Genomic DNA, 18414 nt, shown 5'->3' on the forward strand with positions numbered 1-18414 from the left:
TCACATACCCAAGGCGAGCAGGATGACTCCCCACTGGGTCTCCAGATAGAAGCCAATCCCAATCAGGGTAGGAACGCTCATCTCTGTGAAGAGGTACAGGGTGAATTGCGAGCCGAACCCGCTCCAGCAGAGGAAGATCAGATCGTTGGTGCGAGCACCATCATGGAGGATCTCAGAGGGCAGAAGATATGCATAGACTACGGTATCCGCAGGAAGCTCAAGGGAAGGCACCCCAACCATGCTGCGGGCAGCGGCGGCAAGCTCAAAGCGCTCTGCCGCCCCGTCATTCAGCATCAGACCGAAGAGGCTCAGCAGATTGGTGGTCTGTCCGATGATGAGGCCCGTGGTCTCCGCGGGGCCACCCACGATGATGTCCTCAGGGAATCCGCCGACCCAGACGTCGAAGAGATCCACATAGAGAGTGTCACGGTCCGGGCCGCCATCCAGGAAGTCCGCACCCGGACCGCCCACGAGGATGTCATTGCCTGCCTGGCCCAGGAGTCTGTCGTTGCCATCACCGCCGAAGAGGGAGTCATGATTGGAGCCGCCTTCCAGAATGTCATCTCCCGCCTGGCCAAAGAGCAGGTCCTGGCCACCGCCACCGAGGATGCGGTCGCTGCCGCCGAAGGTAGTGCTGGATTCCACCAGCAAGGTCACATGGCCCGGATTGCTGCTGCCACGGGAGTAGGCACCCTGGTCACCGAGGAGTACGTCGTTGCCTGATTCACCATCGATGAAGTCTCCACCCTTGCCACCGAAGACCACATCACTGCCCGTACCCGCGCGGATGGAATCGGTGCCTCCAGCGCCATAGTCCGAACTGATGAAGGTAGAGACCACGAGACTGCGGTTGTTACCCCTCACAAGATTGGCCGCGCCATTGTCGCCCATGATGAAGTTGCCACCGCTGCCGCCACGGATGCTGTCACCGCCTGCACCGCCGAAGAGGAGATCGCCACCGTTGCCCCCGATGATGGTATCGCCGCCACCCGTATTCGGGGTGGTGGTGCGCACCGTATCGAGTCGGCCGCTGCCGTCATAATCGGCTTCACCATTGTCGCCGAGAATGACTGAGGAATGCGGATTGCCTGCCGTCGTGAGATGATCGGCCCCCGCGCCACCCATCATCATGTAGGCTCCGGAACCGCCGATGATCGTGTCATTGCCGCCCACTCCTGGCGCCAGAGTCGTTACGAAGTTCAGGATGGGATATCCTGCAAAGGTGGTCCAGTTGACGCGCCCGTTGTCTCCGAGGAGGACACTGTTGCCCACTCCACTGACAATGTAGTCACTGCCCACACCGCCCAGAGCGGTGTTGTCACCATGGCCGAGGTTGATCCAGTCATTGCCGCCCACAAACGGATTGAGGCTTTCGGCCAGGAAGATGTGGCCATTGTCAAAGAGGGCATAGCCTTCGTCGCCAAGGACAACATCATTGCCGGCTCCGGCGCTGATCTGGTCATCACCAGCACCACCCATGGCAAAGTTGTGGCCTTCACCGAGGTGGATGATGTCGCCGGTGCCCACCCCGCTGAACAATGTGGTGACACTGACGGCCACTCCATGGACGAAGACCGCGCCACCTTCGTCACCCAAGACCGTGTCCACACCATTGCCCGTCGTGACGAAGTCGGAGCCCACACCGCCAATGACGACGTTGCGGCCATTGCCCGCATCAATGAAGTCGCCTGCGCCCACACCACTGAAGAGCGTCTCTGCCATCGTAATCACACCATCCGTGAAATAGGCCTGGCCTTCATCTCCCAGAATCACGTCATCACCTTCACCAGCCAGGACTTCATCCGCACCGGCTCCGCCAATCACGGTATTATTGCCATTGCCAGTCTTGATGAGGTCATCGTCGCCGACACCCGAATCCTTCGTCACGATGTGGATGAGGAGGCCCGTGACCGGATCGAAGGTCGCTTCACCGTTGTCTCCCAGGATGACATCGTTTCCTTCACCACTGGTGATGTCATCCGAGCCAGAACCACCCAGCACAGTGTTGTTGCCGTCGCCCACGACAATGACGTCATCGCCGCCGCAGAACGCATCCCTGGTCGTGATGAAGACCAGGTCTCCCAAGTCATTGAAGGTGGCATTTCCGTGGTCACCCACCACCACATCACGGTCATCACCACCGGTCACCACGTCTGCACCGGCGCCGCCCATCACGATATTGTCTCCGTGGGCCACAAGGATGACATCATCTCCACCAATGCAGGGATCTGAGGTGGTGATGAAGGTCAGGATGCCAGCATCATTGAAGGTCGCATTGCCACTATCGCCCACCACCACGTCGCGATCATTGCCCCCGGTGATCTGATCGCCGGCCATACCACCGAGGACGATATTGTCACCATTCAGGGACTTGATGATATCCACGCCACCAATGGTCGGCTCGGTGGTCGTGATGTATATCAGGATGCCAAGGTCGTTGAACGTGGCGTTGCCGTTGTCACCCACCACCACATCACGGTCGTTGCCCCCAGTGATCTCGTCACCTGCCACACCGCCGAGCACGATATTGTCACCATTCAGGGACTTGATGATGTCCACGCCACCGATCGTCGGCTCCGTGGTGGTGATGAACGTCAGGATGCCAAGGTCATTGAAGGTGGCATTGCCATTGTCACCCACCACCACGTCACGGTCATTGCCACCAGTGATTTCGTCAGCACCCACGCCACCCAGCACCGTGTTGTCACCATTGCCGGACTTGATGTCATCGTCACCACCGATGGTGGGTGAGGTCGTGGTGATGTAGACCAGGATGCCGGCGGCATTGAAGAGGGCCTTCCCATTGTCTCCCACAATCACATCGCGATCCTCGCCACCGGTCACATCATCTTTACCCACCCCGGCAATGACGGTGTTGTCTCCATCACCCACCACGATGACGTCATCGTCACCGATGGAAGGATCGGTGCTTTCAATCTTGCGCAGGATGCTGATGCCGCCCGTGCTGTCGAATTCGGCCACCCCATTGTCACCCAGCACCACGTCCGAGGCGGCATCGCCACCAGCGATGATGTTGTCCTTGCCGTTGCCACCCAGCACGGTGTCGACGCCCTTGCCCGCCTGGATGTCATCCGCATAGCATCCGTCCACTACAGCATCCGAGGTCTGGATCTTCAGGAGCACCCCATTCGCGTCAAAGGTGGCATTGCCATTGTCACCCACAATCACGTCGCGGTCATCACCACCCGTGATGAAGTCTCCACCCTGGCCAGCCAGCACCGTGTTGCTGCCGTTGCCCACCTTGATGGTGTCCACGTCACCAATCTCCGGACTGGTGGTGGTGATGTAAATAAGGACACCGGCGGCATTGAATTCAGCGTAGCCGTTGTCCCCCAAGACCACGTCGCTGTCATTGCCGCCGGTGATTTTGTCCTTGCCGAAGCCACCGAAGACGGTGTTGCTTCCATCGCCCACTACGATCACGTCATCGTCTCCGATCGAGGGGTCTGTGCTCTGAATCTTGCGCAAAATGCTGATACCGCCCGTGCTGTCGAACTCGGCAAATCCATTGTCACCCAGCACCACATCCGCCGCAGCGTCACCTCCGGCGATGATGTTATCCTTGCCGTTGCCGCCCAGCACCGTATCCGGTCCCATGCCCGCCTGGATGTCGTCGTTATAGACAGTCGCCAGGTAGCTGGCACTGCCAGTGAGCACCACCTCAGCATCCGTCGTGCGAATGGCGAGCAGCACTCCGCCGTCGTCAAAGGTGGCGCTGCCATTGTCACCCACAATCACGTCACGATGATCACCACCAGTGATGAAGTCTCCTCCCAGGCCCGCCAGCACCGTATTGCTCCCATTGCCCACCTTGATGGTGTCCACATCACCGATGGTTGGATTCGTCGTGGTGATGCTCACCAGGATGCCTGCCGCATTGAACAACGCCTTGCCATTGTCGCCCACCACCACATCGCTGTCATTGCCACCGGTGATGTCATCCTTGCCAAAACCACCAAAGACCGTGTTGCCGCCATCGCCCGCCACAATGATGTCGTCTCCGCCGATAGCGGGATCGGTGCTTTCGATTTCACGGAGGATGCTGATACCGCCGACGCTGTCAAACTTGGCAATACCATTGTCACCGAGCACCACGTCGTCGGCGTTGTCACCACCCGCAATGATATTGTCCTTGCCATTGCCGCCCAGCACCGTGTCAGGCCCCTTGCCCGCCTGGATGTTGTCATCGTAGACAGTCGCCAGATAAGTTGGGGTGCCCGTGAGCACCACAGCCGCATCCGAGGTCTGGATGGCGAGCAGCACGCCGCTGCTGTCGAACGAGGCGTTTCCGTTGTCGCCAATGACCACATCGCGATCATCACCACCAATGATGGAGTCGCCACCCAGGCCGCCGATGATCGTGTTGCTGCCATTGCCCACAGAGATGGTGTCCACATCTCCAATGGTCGGGTCGAGCGTCGTGATCTTCTTCAAGGCACCGCTGTCGTAGAACTCTGCGCTGCCATTGTCGCCCACCACCACATCGCGGTCATTGCCCCCCGTGATGTTGTCCGCCCCAATCCCGCCTAGAACCGTGTTGTCACCGTCGCCAGTCTTGATGACATCATCGCCACCAACCGTGTGGTCTGAAGTGGTGACCTTCGTCAGGACTCCTTCCGAATTGAATGTGGCATTGCCGTGGTCACCCACGATGACATCCCGGTTGTTTCCACCGGTGATCGCGTCGGCACCATCGCCACCCAGCACCGTGTTGCTGCCATTGCCCACGAAGATGTAGTCCGCGGCGCCCTTGGGATCAGTGATCAGGTTCGCAATCGTGACGGGGTCTGTGGTGGTAATGTACAGAAGCATGGCCGTCACAGGATCAAAGGTGGCCTCACCATGGTCACCGAGTACCACATCATCACCATCTGCCGTTCCGGTGGGCAGGAGGGTGACCTTGTTCACGTTGATGAAGTCCGTGCCTGCTCCACCGAGGACAATATTGTCGCCGCCACCCACATCGATGATGTCCGAGCCGCCAATGTGCGGTGCCACGGTCCTGATGGAAGTGACAATACCGACCGCGTTGCGCGCAATGTAGCCGTTGTCCCCCAGAATCACGTCGTCACCGGTGCCTCCGTTGATCACGTCCCCACCGGCGCCACCGATGATGATATTGCCCCTGCCATCCGCGCCGCCGGTGATGATATCCACGTCACCCAGGTCGTAGTCCGTGCTGTAGATGTCACCCACATCCCCCACAAGTCTCGGGTCTGCGGCGATATTCGCCACCCCGCTGTCGCCCAGGATGACCTTGCCGCCGAGGGGGGCGTTGATGGTGTCACCCTTGGCGCCACCCATGATGATATCGAATCCAGAGCCGCCCTCAATGGTGTCCTCACCGCCTATCGTAGGCTCGATGGTGTACACGCGGGTCACCACGGAGGCATTGTTGCGTTCCACCACACCGTTGTCCCCCAAGATGACGTCATCGCCGGTACCACCGGAGATCTCGTCATCGCCCGCACCACCAATGATGATATTGCCTACGCCATCCGCACCACCGATGATTTCATCGTCATCGCCCAGTCCGGGATCCGTGGAGAAGACGTCATTCGTGGCCCCCGCCGCAGTACCGCCAAGGTTCGCCTCACCATGGTCACCAAAGATGATCTTCCCTCCGACCTGCGCGGTGATGGTATCCTTGCCCGCTCCACCAAAGATCACATCCCTGCCCGCATCACCATCAATGATGTCCGTGCCACCGATGGCCGGGAGGCGCGTCGCAAATCGGCGGGCCTGATTGATACCACCGTCCGTCTGGAAGAAGGGCACGTAGAAGATGCTGAATGGATCGGTGCTGCGTTCCAGAATGCTGAGGCCCAGGCGGGTCACCAGCGCGCCGGCGGCATTGAAGTACTCGATCACGCCATGGTCGCCGAAGATCGCGTCATCACTGCTGCCGCCTTCGATTTCGTCCGTGCCGGCGCCGCCGAAGACCATCAGGGAGTGCGTGGACGTTGATCCGTAGAACTTGTCGTTTCCGTCGCCAAGGTTCACCGCGAGGTCACCATTGGTCGCGGCATCAAGGTTCACAGTCACCTTGTCATCGCCACCACCGGTGTTCAGGATGGTGATGTTGCGGAAGCCAGGGCGCTGCGCCGTGCCATCCACGGTGAAGGTGTCGTTCTTGTCGCCCAGGTTGATCTCAGTGACCTCCACATTGTGGAAGGTGATGCCACCGTCAAAGGTACGCAAATCCGGCTGACCAGGCTGACCGTAGTCGAGTGTGAGGCCGGAGCCCATGTTCAAACCGGATAGATTCTTGAACTCATTCAGACGCGCGATGATGTCAGCCATCAACGCGCCGTACTCTGCCGCGATGCCGGAGGCATTCACCGGATTACCCAACCGGCCCGTGTCGGCAGACTGGCTGCCATGGTTGAAGACATGGATGGTATCCACCACCACACCGGACTCGGTGATATCTAGCGTGGGCAGCGCCACATCCGCTTCGGTAGGCAGCTTGATGCCAGGGCTGAGGGAGCGATCCTGGCCAGGCATTGCATCGCCTTCGATCAGCAGCGGTCCCTGAATCTTCACCGTGGTGTGTGGCTGCGGCGGGAAGGTGTGGATGGACTGGCCGCCGGTCTCAGCTGGTGCGTTCGGGTTCACACTGAGCTTCACCATGAAGGCATCGTCCCAGTTCGTGGCATCGAAGGTCACCGTTGATACCGTCGCATTCTGATTGAGCTGGCCACTGGTGATCGTGCTGCCCACGGCGGCGACGCCAGCCACCTTCAGCTTCGTTGCCGCCTGGGATCCTGCTGCATCCTGGATGCTGAATGCCCCAAGCCCGGTGGTGTGATCCAGAATCGTCAGCAGATGCGTGTCTGCATCGAAGGTCACCGTCACCTTGCCCGCGTTGCCCGCAGCGGTATTCATCCGGTTCACCACATCTGCAAGCGTCACGGCTCCGTCGAGGTTCACACCGAAGCTGGAGCCACTCTTCGTGGAGAAGGTGAGATCATGGGCAGCCGTCCCATTGGTGGAAAGCAGGAAGTCGTCGGAGCCGATTCCCAAACGGGTGAAGAGCGAGATGCCCAGCTCCACATTGGTGGCGAAACGCGGATCCAAGGGATCAAAGGCGGAAATCAACGTGTTGCCATCGCTGCGGATGACCACAGTCACCGCGGAGGTTGGGGCCTTGGTCAGCTTGATCGTGTAGTAGTCCGGCGTGGTCTCGGTCACCGTGGTGACACCATCCGGATTGCCCGAGGCATCCACCGGCGTGACGATGATGCCGCCAGTATTCTTGTCCGTGATTTCCACCGTGATGCGGGATTCATCCACCGCGTTGGCGTACACTCCTGCTCCTGAGGAGGAGGAGATGCCGTGGACGATGCGGGCCACCAAGAAACGGGCGTCACCATCATCCTGTGCCGTCACACGAACCTCGAACGGCTCATTCCAGTTGGATTCGTTGAAGGTGATCGTGTTGCCGGAGATGCGGCCTGCCTGTGCCAGCAGGGCCGCCGCGAAGGTGAGGAATCCATCCGGATTATTCAGCGTGACGGTCACCGTCTCGCCAGCATTCGGCTTGCGTGTCAACGAGATGAGATAGGTCGCCCCGTTGCCGCCTTCGATGATTTCCAGTGTGTCCGAATTCTTCGTGACGATGAGGGCCGCCTCATCATTGTCGATCAAGCGCACATCCACCGGCGTGATATCCTTGCGATCGAAGGCTGCGTTGTTGCTGGTGACGGAATGGATGATGGAAATGGTCTGCTCACCTTCCGCCACGGCGTCATCCACGGCCTTGATGTAGATCGTCTGTGTGCGGCTCCAGGCGTTCGGGTCGATGCCGGTCTTCGTGGAATCAAACACCAGCACGAGTTCGGAGTAGAAGTTCGCACCATCGGTAGAAACGAGGACCGAGCCGCCGTTGGGCAGGAACTTCGAACTCGCCAGTGCCGCCGCTACTGTGAGATACACCACGGTGGGATCGGACGGCGCATTCGCCGCCATGTTCAGCGTATAACTATCCGTCAGCGAGATGCCGGAGTCGAGCTCACCCACCATCGTGCTGCCATTCGATTGGGTCACCACGACCACACCCGTCGGGCCCTGAGCCACGCTCGCCGGGATGCCCGAGGCAAAGACGCCATCGAAATCAGGGTCATCACTGAAGAGGCTGTGATTGATCACACTGCTGCGGCCTTCCGTGGAAGCGGCCACCACCGGCGTGGTAACATCCCCAGCCACATAGAAAGTGTCACTGCCCGCGCCACCCACCAGTGTGGTGACCAGATCTGGATGCGTGCTGAGCACATAGAAGTGGTCATCACCCTCCATCCCGTCCACCTGCACCTTCTGCACCGACTTGAAGCTCACGTTCAGACCCGCGCCGAGCACGCCGTCCTTCGTGATGACGAACACGTCTGCCGCTTCCGTTCCGATGACCACCAGCGTGTTCGTACCCGCGCCGCCATCAATGCCCACCGGCGCGTTCATGTTGTACTCCACAAGGTCATCGCCATCACCGCCGTTCACTTCCGTGTCACCGGAAGCGATGTGGTTGGTGCCCTTCAGCAGGAAGGCGCGTACCACGAAGTAATCGTTGCCGTCCTCGCCGTAGAGCTTGAGGGTCGCCTTGTTGCTGAAGACATTGAAGATGTCATCACCATCACCACCGTAGGCCACGCTGGCGAAGCTGATGCCACGGCTGAGGAAGCCCACGGTGGTTTCGATGGTGCCAATCTCGTCGCCTGGAGCCACCATATTCGGAGACACGCGGGTGGCGCCAAACACCTGGCCAAACTGGAAGAAGTCGCGACCGCTGCCGCCATCGAGCGTCATCAGTGCGCTGTTGTCATCCACGTAGAAACGATCATCGCCGTTCGCACCATTGATGCGCAGCACGTTGATGGAGGAGTCATAGTTGATGCGCTCGTACTCGTCCCCGAAGAGGCTGGTCGCGCCCGCCGGAGGCGTAAGCACGAAGAGAGCACCCGTCGATGCGCCCAACTCAGGCAGCACGGTGCCGGAGCTGAATGTCTGGCTGATCCAAGCCGAGCCATTCCACTGGTACACACCCGCAAACACCGTCGCGGACTGATCCGCAGTGAGCCGGAAGAGCGCACCCACACTGGCGCCAGCCGCCGGGAGAGCTGTGCCCGAGGGAGCCTCCTGCACCACCCAGCGGGAGCCATTCCAGCGGTACACATTCTGCCAGGCCTGCATCGCCGCCACGAAGCCGGCACGCACCAGGAAGATGTCCGCGGCACCGGTACCATTGATGGTGAGCACATCCGCCCCGTCATCTGCGGCCCCACTGTCATGAATGCGGATGAGAATATCCTCAGCGGCAGACGTGTTGATCACATAGTGGTCCGTGCCCGCCTGACCATCCACATCCACACGGTTGCGATACTGCGGGTTCTCATGGCCATTCGCCAGTGAGCCAGGTCCGGTCTGCGCAGGCAGGAACTTGTGCGCCACATCAAGCGAGGGCAGGCGATCCAAGGTGATAAGGTCATCCCCTGCGCCACCCCAGATGCGGAAGTGGCCCACCAGCGCCTCAGGGCGCAGCGTGATGGTATCAGCCGCCGCGCCACCGTAGATGTCCGTGGTGGTAGCGGCAGAGAGGGAACCCTCAATCAAAATCTCGACTGGTGAACCAGCTCCGGGGGCTGCGTGATTCCCCTTGAGCTCCATGGTCGTTCCCGCGATGAGCTTGCTGCCGGCGGAGAGGAAGATGTCATGGGTGGCCCGCAGAGTGATGGAAGTGCCCGCCTCAAGGGTGGAACTGCCGATGACATCCATGTCACCACCAACCTCCGCCAGAATGAAGGTGGCGGTCTTGATACTGCTGGCACCGCTCACCTCAAAATTGCCGCCCACAGCGGCGGTAAATGAAGAGCCTGCCACGAACTTCGATACACCCGTAAGCTGGAAGTCCGACCCTGCGGTCAACTGCACATAGGACGATGTCGCCGTGATGGTGCTGGCACCACTCACGATGATGCTACCGGTCGCCTTCGCGGTGAAGGTGGTGCCCGCAATGATCTTCGCCTTGTCCGCCGTGATGCTGGCAGTACCAGAAGCCTCTTCCTTGTTGAAGTCCGCCTCAAGATGGATGGCCGAAGTGGCGGTGATTTCCACGCCCTGCTGGATCTCCACCGCATCCCCAGCCAGCACCGTGATGGCACCCTGGATAGTGTACACCACCACATCACCATCCACGAGTCCGCTTGAAGCACCTACGTCAATGGTATTCGCTGTGGCATTCACCTTCGTGCCATCGAACGTCACACGCTTGGGGTCGATACCATGCTCCGTAGCGACAGTGAGGAAGTGCAGCAGCGCGGTGTTCGTGGGTGTGCTGAGGTCAATCACACTGCCCCCCGCATCCAGCAACCGGATGGTGGTGCCATCCACCACCTTGACCTTGTACGTGGCTCCAGAGAGGAGATTCACGAGCGGGGAACCCACACTGCCGGTGGTGATGAGCTTGATGCCCGTGAGAATCCTCACGAAGTCCGCCGTGGCGTCGCTGCCATCCTTGGAGAGGATGAGGATTTGATCCTTTGCGATGATGTCCTGACTGATAGTGACCGGGCTCTGGTTGTTGAAGACCACAGAGCCGCCTGATTCAAAGCCCGCAGCCGCACTACCTGCCGCGCCGCCCGTGACACCACCCACCGTGACGGCACCAGTATTCTGGATGAAGAGACTGCCTGTGGTCGCCTTGCCCTTGATGTTCCCCGTGCGGGTGGTGATGGGACGCAGCTCGCTGCCAATATGGTCCCTCGCGAGGAGCCACAGGCTGCCAGACACGGCATTGTCTCCGCTGGCAAGACCATTGTAGATGCTGCCAAACGCATTGGTGACGAATGCCGTCGAGCCGGTTCCAGCGGTGACCACGCTCAGGTAGAGATCTCCCGAGGTCTCCATGAGGAAGGTGTTGTCAGAGCTGGAGGAGGTCAGCAGTCCTACCACGCCGGCATTGTTGTAGTCGCTGTTGACGTCGAGATCATTGTTCAGGTCGCCAATGGAACCGATGGTCGCGGTGAGCGTGATGTGGTTGCCCAGGACATTCGCCTTCAGACGTGGACCAGTGGTCACATCGCCGGCACCGGTCGGGTTCGCAGGGTTGTAGAAGACAGGCGCGGTGGGATCCACGACGTCTGCTGCATCCAGGATGGAAAGTTGCGCCTTCAGGTCGACATCACCATTCTTCGAGAGCACGACTCGCAGGTTCATGTTGCCCGCAGTCTCAGCGATCCAGATGCTGCCCTCCGCCACGGCCGTGAGCGTGCCGGAGTCTGCCACGTCCACCTCAAGGTGATCCGCCGGCCCTCCAGAGACACCGGCCTCACCGATGGCCGCGCCTGCCTTGAGTTCAACCAACATGCCCTTCACCTTGGTGAAGTTGTTGTTCAAGGCATCAATGATGGAGCCATCCGCCTCGAGGTGCACCGTTCCCTCCTGGGAGTACACACTCTCAATCTCCATGTTCCCGGCAGTGTTTCCAGAAACATGCTCGGAGATATACACATCCCCCGAGGCGCGGGCTGTCAACGTGCCACCCGCGAAGAGATTGGTGAAAAAGGGCGTGGTGTACGAGCCGATGGGGCCGAGCGCAGACTCCAGGATGGTATTGCCGCCGACAATGTTGGCCGCGCCGGGTGCACCGGCGTTGATGATATCGAGCGCACTCTTGATGCGCACGCTGCCCGGTGCCCCTGCGGTACCGGCCGTGACCTGCGCGATGCGCATTGTGGTATCCAACAAATTGTATTTCGCGGAACCAAGGAAGACATTGCTGCTCGCGGTCGCGGTGATGGTACCGGTCGCGTAGATGTTCACGTCATCGTTCTGCTCAATGACGATCGCCGTCACCGTGGGAACGCTGCCGCGGGTGAACTCCAGCGTGGCGGCAGTGGCTTCCGTCGTCACTTTGTCATACACGGACAGGGTGAGCGTCGAGGCCGTCACCGCAGCCACCTTGAAGTACTCATCTCCCGTGGCATTGGCCGAGCTGCCGGCAATGCGCACCAGCGAGCCTACCACATAGCCATCTGTGATCCAGCTGCCGGAAGTCCGGGTGATGGTATCCGCCTTGCGGGTGCCATCTTGATTGTAACCATTGTAGCTGAAGGTGACCTCCACCTGCTGTGATGTGCCCTGCTTGGCAAAGCGCGGGTCGAGCACGATGGGCAGGATGGTGACGGCACGGCCGCTTTCGGCGATGAGCGTATCGGTGGCGACCAGGGTGATGGTATCCCCACTGACGGAGAAGATGGTGTAGTAGGAGAGCCCCGGTGTCGTATTGCCCGTGGCTCCGGTGACCTTGATGGTCATGCCCGCGGTGAGCCCCGCCCAGGCGCTGCCGTTGGAAGTGCGAATGGTCGCCTTGTTGCCACCATTCGTGGGAGTGAAGTTCACCGTAGCGTTGATCTTCGCGCCACCGAGGAAGGAGACATCCGCGCGCTCCGCGGCCGCCATGGCTACGACCTCATTCGCGGTGAACACATGACCATCCAGAAGGATGGTGACCGGTGCCGTGGTACTGCCCGCCTGTCCTCCGACGATTTCCAGCGTGACATTCGTGCCCACGATGTTCGGAGATTCATCTTCCGCACGAGTGCTGGTCACCGGCTTGAGCAGGCCTGCTCCCACCAGGCGGGTGAGCTCATCTTCCGTCCACACCTTGATGCTCGCCCGGATTTCCTGCTTCTTCGCGGTCGTGGCCACGTAGACAAAGCTCGGATTAAAGCTGGAGGGCAGCGTGCCGCCGAAGTAGGTGGTGAACTGATCCTTCAGCACCTTGTACTGCACGGTGCGGGCGTTCTCGATCGTTGCGATGGCATTCTGCACCTCGGTCGCATTCATCCCCTCGCCTGCATAGAAGGCCTCATAGTAGGCCCGCTCTGTCGCGGTAAGGAGCACCTTGTCTGCAGCAACGTTGTAGCTTGCATGGAACTGCCAGAAGGTGCGGTATTCCTGCTGCTTGCCGGCTTCATAGGCACTGATGATGGAGAGAATCTTGTTCTCCGCAGCGCCGGTGTAGACAAGGTTGCCATTGATGTCCTTCGTGTAGTTCGTCAGAGCCAGTGAACCCCATACTCCGGCCCGCAGGGCATTGTAGGAACGTTCATCACGCACGCGGGTGCTGTTCGCGTCGATCAGCGAACCATTGTCCACCCGGATCCAGACCGTGCCCGTGGTGATGACCTGGTTGATGAGCATGTTGCCAGCGCTTTCACGCAGGAAGACATTGCCCTTCGCGTTCACGGTGACGTCGAGGATGTCGGTCGCGGTGGCCCCTGGTGCGAGCACACCGGAGTTGATGACTATCGGGCGGGCGGTGTCCATGCCCACGCCACCAGCGAGCGCGGTCATATTGAGCTTGCCGCCAGTCACAGTACCACCATACCAGGTGTTGCTGTCCTGCCTGGCCACTTTGATGGCGCCTTCGGCCTTGAGCACCACCGCGCCTCCGTTGGTGGCCGTGATTTGATCCACATGCAGATCGCCGACAGTCTCATTGAGGTAGATGCCGCCATCCAGCGTCACGGCCTTCAAGCTTGGCCGTGCCGTCACTTCCGCCCACTTGCTGGTGTCACCGTAGTTCGCGGTGCCGAGGTTCACCTCAGCAGGGCCACCAAGGTAGCGATAGTACCTGTCACCATGCTGCACCACATCCTGGGTGGTGGGCAGCACCTCAGACCAGAGGGCCTTGTTGAAGTAGTCGGTGCTGGCGAGATTGATGGTAGCTGTGTTACCCAGATACTGGTACACGCTGCCTGCCCTGCCCTGACCGATGAAATCGCTCGCAAGGCGAACGGTGCTGTACTTGATCACCGCCTGCGATCCGGCCGAGGACAGGAAGTTGAACTCAGGAGTATTGAGGTACTTGCTGCCCTGAGTGCTGACATACAGGAAGGCAACATCTGTAATGTTGGTCTTCAACGGGCTGGTCGGTGTGCCGATGCCCGTGCCCGCCTTGAGATCAATCCGGCGGCCGCTCACCGAGGCATCGCCACCCACGGCAGTGATGGATCCATTGGTGTGAATGGTGGTGACACCCGTGGGATTGAGCACGGCACCGTTGATCTCAACGCTTCCACCGTTCTCCGACTTGACGGTGATGGTGCCTTCCTGACCGCCGATGAATCTGATGTTGATGCTCTTGGCGGCAGCAATCGAATGCGTGTGCATGATGGACTGCCCCACGATCTGCTGATAGTCGCTGACGTAGATGTGGCTGCCATACCACGTCCAGTAGTCATCGTGATACACCTCCTGCACCCCCGTATCGCTCGTGGTGATCGTGGTCTGCTTGTAGTTGTACGGATCCGTGGCGCTGGTCGCTCCGCTCAGGTCGGCCGTTTCAGAAACGTACTTGTAATAGTAGGGACCGCTACCCGCATAGTGAGGAGTTCCCTGCACCTGAATGGAATCCCACTCAATGTTCTCAGTGGCGAAGACGTCAGGGATGAATCCGCCCCAGGATCCTGACTCCACGTGCTTTCTCTTGATGAGGTTCTGGTCGACCTCGGTGGTCCATCCGTAGCGCCAGCCTGAGGCTGGATTGTAGAAGTGACTGTAGCCGCCCAACAGGGTGGTCGTTCCTGGGTGGGAGGGATTGGAGGAGCCATTGGTGGAGAGGCTCACGCCCGTGGAGGTCCACTGGTAGATGGAAGTGTAGGGCGTGTTGGCTGTGTGGCCATCCGTCGTCCCGGCGGATGGCGAGCCACCTGCCTTGTCGTAGATCACCAGCGTTCCCGCGCCGCGCTGGGAGACATCCAGGCGGTTCACCAGGATGTCCTTGGAGGTGTTGTTCGTGATGGTGATGGTGGCGTAGCCGCCGAGAATCCGGATTTCACCCGTACCGGTGTTCAAGACGTTGCCGAAGAGTTCCACGTGCCCGCCGCTGGCGCGGAGCTCTTCCACTTCAAAGCGGTCCTCGATGGTATTGAAGTACACCGAGAAACCTGGATAGGTGGAGGATGTGCGGTTGAGATAGAGGCGGCCTGCCTGGCCCGCATTCATCATGGCCTGCGCTTCGGCGAGTGCCAGGCTGTTATCGAGAACGAGGTTGTAGGTGTCGCGACCGCTCTGGATGACGCCGTTGACGTTGATGTACTCTGCTTCGATGTGGATGCGATCACCATACAGGTTGTAGTTCGCCAGATCCCTGAAGCCCGGGGCAAACGACTCCCGGATGAGCATGTGGTTTGCCTTGATGAGGTTGACCCCCGAGGTGTTGGCCAGCGCGTAGTTGACGGTACCCTGCGAGAGCGTCTGACCAGCGAACCACCAGCCAGCGGGCAGCGGGACGAGACCGAAGAAGCTGTGGTTGTACAGGCCGGCCCCAAGCACGATGTCGTTGAGCGCATCCACCAGGGCGGCCTGACGCTGGTAGTCGCTGAGGGTGGTATTCTGCAGCGTTTGCTTGGTCGCCGTATCGATTTTGCTCCACAGGAGGTAGGAGATAAGGTCCCCTCCCGCAGAGAGACGATTCAGCAGGTAGTCGAAATTCTTGATATCCGTGATGTTGAAGAGCACGCCAATCGTGGAAGCGAAGGCGAGATTCCACTGTGTGGATCCTTCGACCGCAGGGACCACCCCCGGTGCGGTGGCTGCACCTGCATTGTACGTGCCGGAGGTGGCAGGTCCCAGCAGACTGGCTGGCTCTCCACCGATGGCGTAAGTTGTAAGACCACTCACGTAGACATCACCACCGGCGATGACCGTGAGATTCTTTGCGCGCACGGCACCGAAGATATTGATGCTGGCAGTGCCGCTGGTGTGGGTCTCGAGCAGGACATTGCCCAGATCATTGTACAATCCTGTGCCGCCCGCATCTGGACCCAGCACCGTGATGCCTGGCCACGGATAGGTGCCACCACCAGGAGCCGAGACAGAGTTTACGTTCAGCGTGTTCCTGACAATGATCTGCGGAGTGTTGCTCCCCGTCGGCGGTGGCGGCACTGCGAAGCTGGCGGTCCTCGCTACTTCATGCAGATCCACGCCGCCATGGTTGAGACTGTTGTCGATGCCCGCCTGGATGGCATTGACCGCGTTGACATCCGCCTGGCTGGTCATCAGCTTGCCATTGTAGAAGAGGCCCACCACCACGGAAGGAATGGTGATGCCCTTCAGCTCGATGAAGAAGGGCGTATTGTTGATGATCTCGACCGTGACATCACTTGGTGCGAGGAATGTACCGGTGCCGTAGAGCTGGTCTGCATCCACCTCAATGCGGCCACCCTGTGCCCAGATGGGATCCACCACCACCACCATCACTTCACGGGTGGCGAAGAACTCTACCATGTTACCGGTGACCGGATCCCGGACCAGGGTCCTCTGACCATTGGCCGTGAGCTCAATCTGCAGCCTGTTGATTTCCGCCTCGTAGAAGGCCTTCAGCGTAGCGTTCTTGGCTCCGAACTGTGCCAGGATGATGCGTGCCTCGCGAAGCTGCTGCACCAAGTTACTCTCGAGTTGACGAACTCCCGGAGTGAAGGAAATGCCGGGGCTGGCGGTGAATCCAGTGATCGAGGGAGAACCGGCGCTGGTGCTCCAGGTATTGAGCACGAGCGACTGATCACGGGTGATGCCAGTCTCGACGGTGCCGTTCATCTCCACGAAGCCTTGGGCTTCGGCCAGGATGTTCCCTGCATATTGTTCGGCACTGCTGCCCCCCAGGGCATCCGCAATGCCGCTCACCCAGCTCACCGTCTTCGCCTTGCCCACCATCGTGGCGATGGCATCCTTGCCCGCGAAGAGACCGGCCTGGCGCGCCGTTTGCAGGAGCGAATTCAGGCTGATGGTGATCTTGTTCTGCGCGAAGAGGAACGCGCTCGCATCAATATCCGAAATCGGGATGGCGGATCCAGCAAAGCCGTCCCAGCGGGCTTCAATCTTGTAGACGTCCGCCGCATTCACGATGTCCAGCTCCGAACCACGTCCAGCGCTGAGGTTGAGATTGCCATAGGCACGCAGATGCGTGGGTAGGGCCGCAGTGCCGGACTCGATGATGATCGAGTTCTGGGGAGTGATGCGCACCAGCGTTTCACCAAGAGCGACCGTGGCTGCGCCGAAGGTATCCGCAGACACTGTCACCTTCACATCCGCCTGGCCACGGGCGGAAAGGTCAAGCGCACCAGGGCTGAGGAGCACCGCACCGGGGCCGATACGAACGATGGCCTCCATCAGGTCCGTCACGAAGGTAGCGTCTGCTCCGGCACCAGACAAAGCCCCGGCGGTGAGGAACGCAACGGTATCCACCGCATTGATGATGTTAAACGCCCGGAGCTTGAAGATGCGCTCATTCGAGATGATACCCACCACCTCAAGCCTTGCATTTGCGGCAATGGCGACCTCTGTGGATAGGCTGACGTGAATGTCACTGGTGGCCCCAGCAGCGCTCGCGATGCCACCGGTGGTGCCATAGATGTTGTCACCGTCGGAATCAGGCCGGTCGATGCGGTTCGTGGCGCTGATGTCGATGCTGCGCGCCTTGATATTCGCGCCAGTCTTCACATAAGCATCCACCGAGGAAGTCACGTCGCTGTCAGCATCCGCACCGGAACCGGAAAGGAACCCATAAGCATCCGTTTTGACGCGTGTGTTGAAGGTGGCCTGATGCGTGGCGACCAGGGTGAACAGACCTGTGCCACGGGTGGTCAGGTCGATGTTTCTTGTGGAAGAACCTTCGCCAATCCCGGCTGCAGTCGTGCTGGTGTTGTGAGTTGTCGGCTCGGCAGCGGCCGCTCCCACCACACCACCGGCGCCGGCGGTGGTCTCCGCATAGTTGTTGTCGTTGCCGGAGGCGCTGATGGAGAGCGTGGAGCCGGTGAGTTTCACACGGTCTCCGAAGTAGCTGTTGGTGGTACTTGTGGAGGAGGCGGTGGATTTGGTGATCCCCACGGCCACCAGACCGCCACCCGCCACACTGCTGGACAGAGCACGCTGCTTCGTATTGGCAGAAGCGGAAATGAGCGTGCCGTCACGGATGGTCAGCGTGCTGTCATCCATCACGTAGCTGCGGACCACGCTGGTGCTCGTGGAAGAGGTCACTGTGGCATCCACGCCAATGAGCAAACCACCCGTGGAGCCGGTGGCAGTGGCGTAGGCAGAATCACCGGAAGCGGGCAGCGACTGCAGTGCGATCACCGTGAGGCTGTTCGCGTTGATCGTACCGCCAATATAGGCAGCCACCGTCGGAACATTCGTGCCCGCCTGGGGAGCGACAGTCGCAATCGCCTTGGATACACCCACGGCAGCACCCGTGCTGATCGTGAGGCTGGCTGCGATGGCTTCCGCCTTTGGCGTGGCCTGTGCCGTGATGACAATCGCCTTCGCATTGATGCCGGTGACCGAGGAGGTGGTGGCATACGCTTCCACGCGTGGATTCACCATGGCGGTCGCCACGGA

Annotated in this window: 1 protein-coding gene (only partly in view); it reads right to left on the bottom strand. The window is 60.0% G+C overall.

Annotated elements, in window-relative coordinates; genetic code table 11:
- Nucleotides 1–18414: the 3' portion of a hypothetical protein gene (locus tag DES53_RS12040; protein ID WP_113958507.1), read on the bottom strand. Its footprint extends 14523 nt past the window's final position; 18414 of the gene's 32937 nt are visible here — the last part of the coding sequence; its start codon lies off the right edge, out of view — the gene reads right to left on this strand; it ends in the stop codon at nt 1–3.

Source organism: Roseimicrobium gellanilyticum (assembly GCF_003315205.1).
GTDB lineage: Bacteria > Verrucomicrobiota > Verrucomicrobiia > Verrucomicrobiales > Verrucomicrobiaceae > Roseimicrobium > Roseimicrobium gellanilyticum.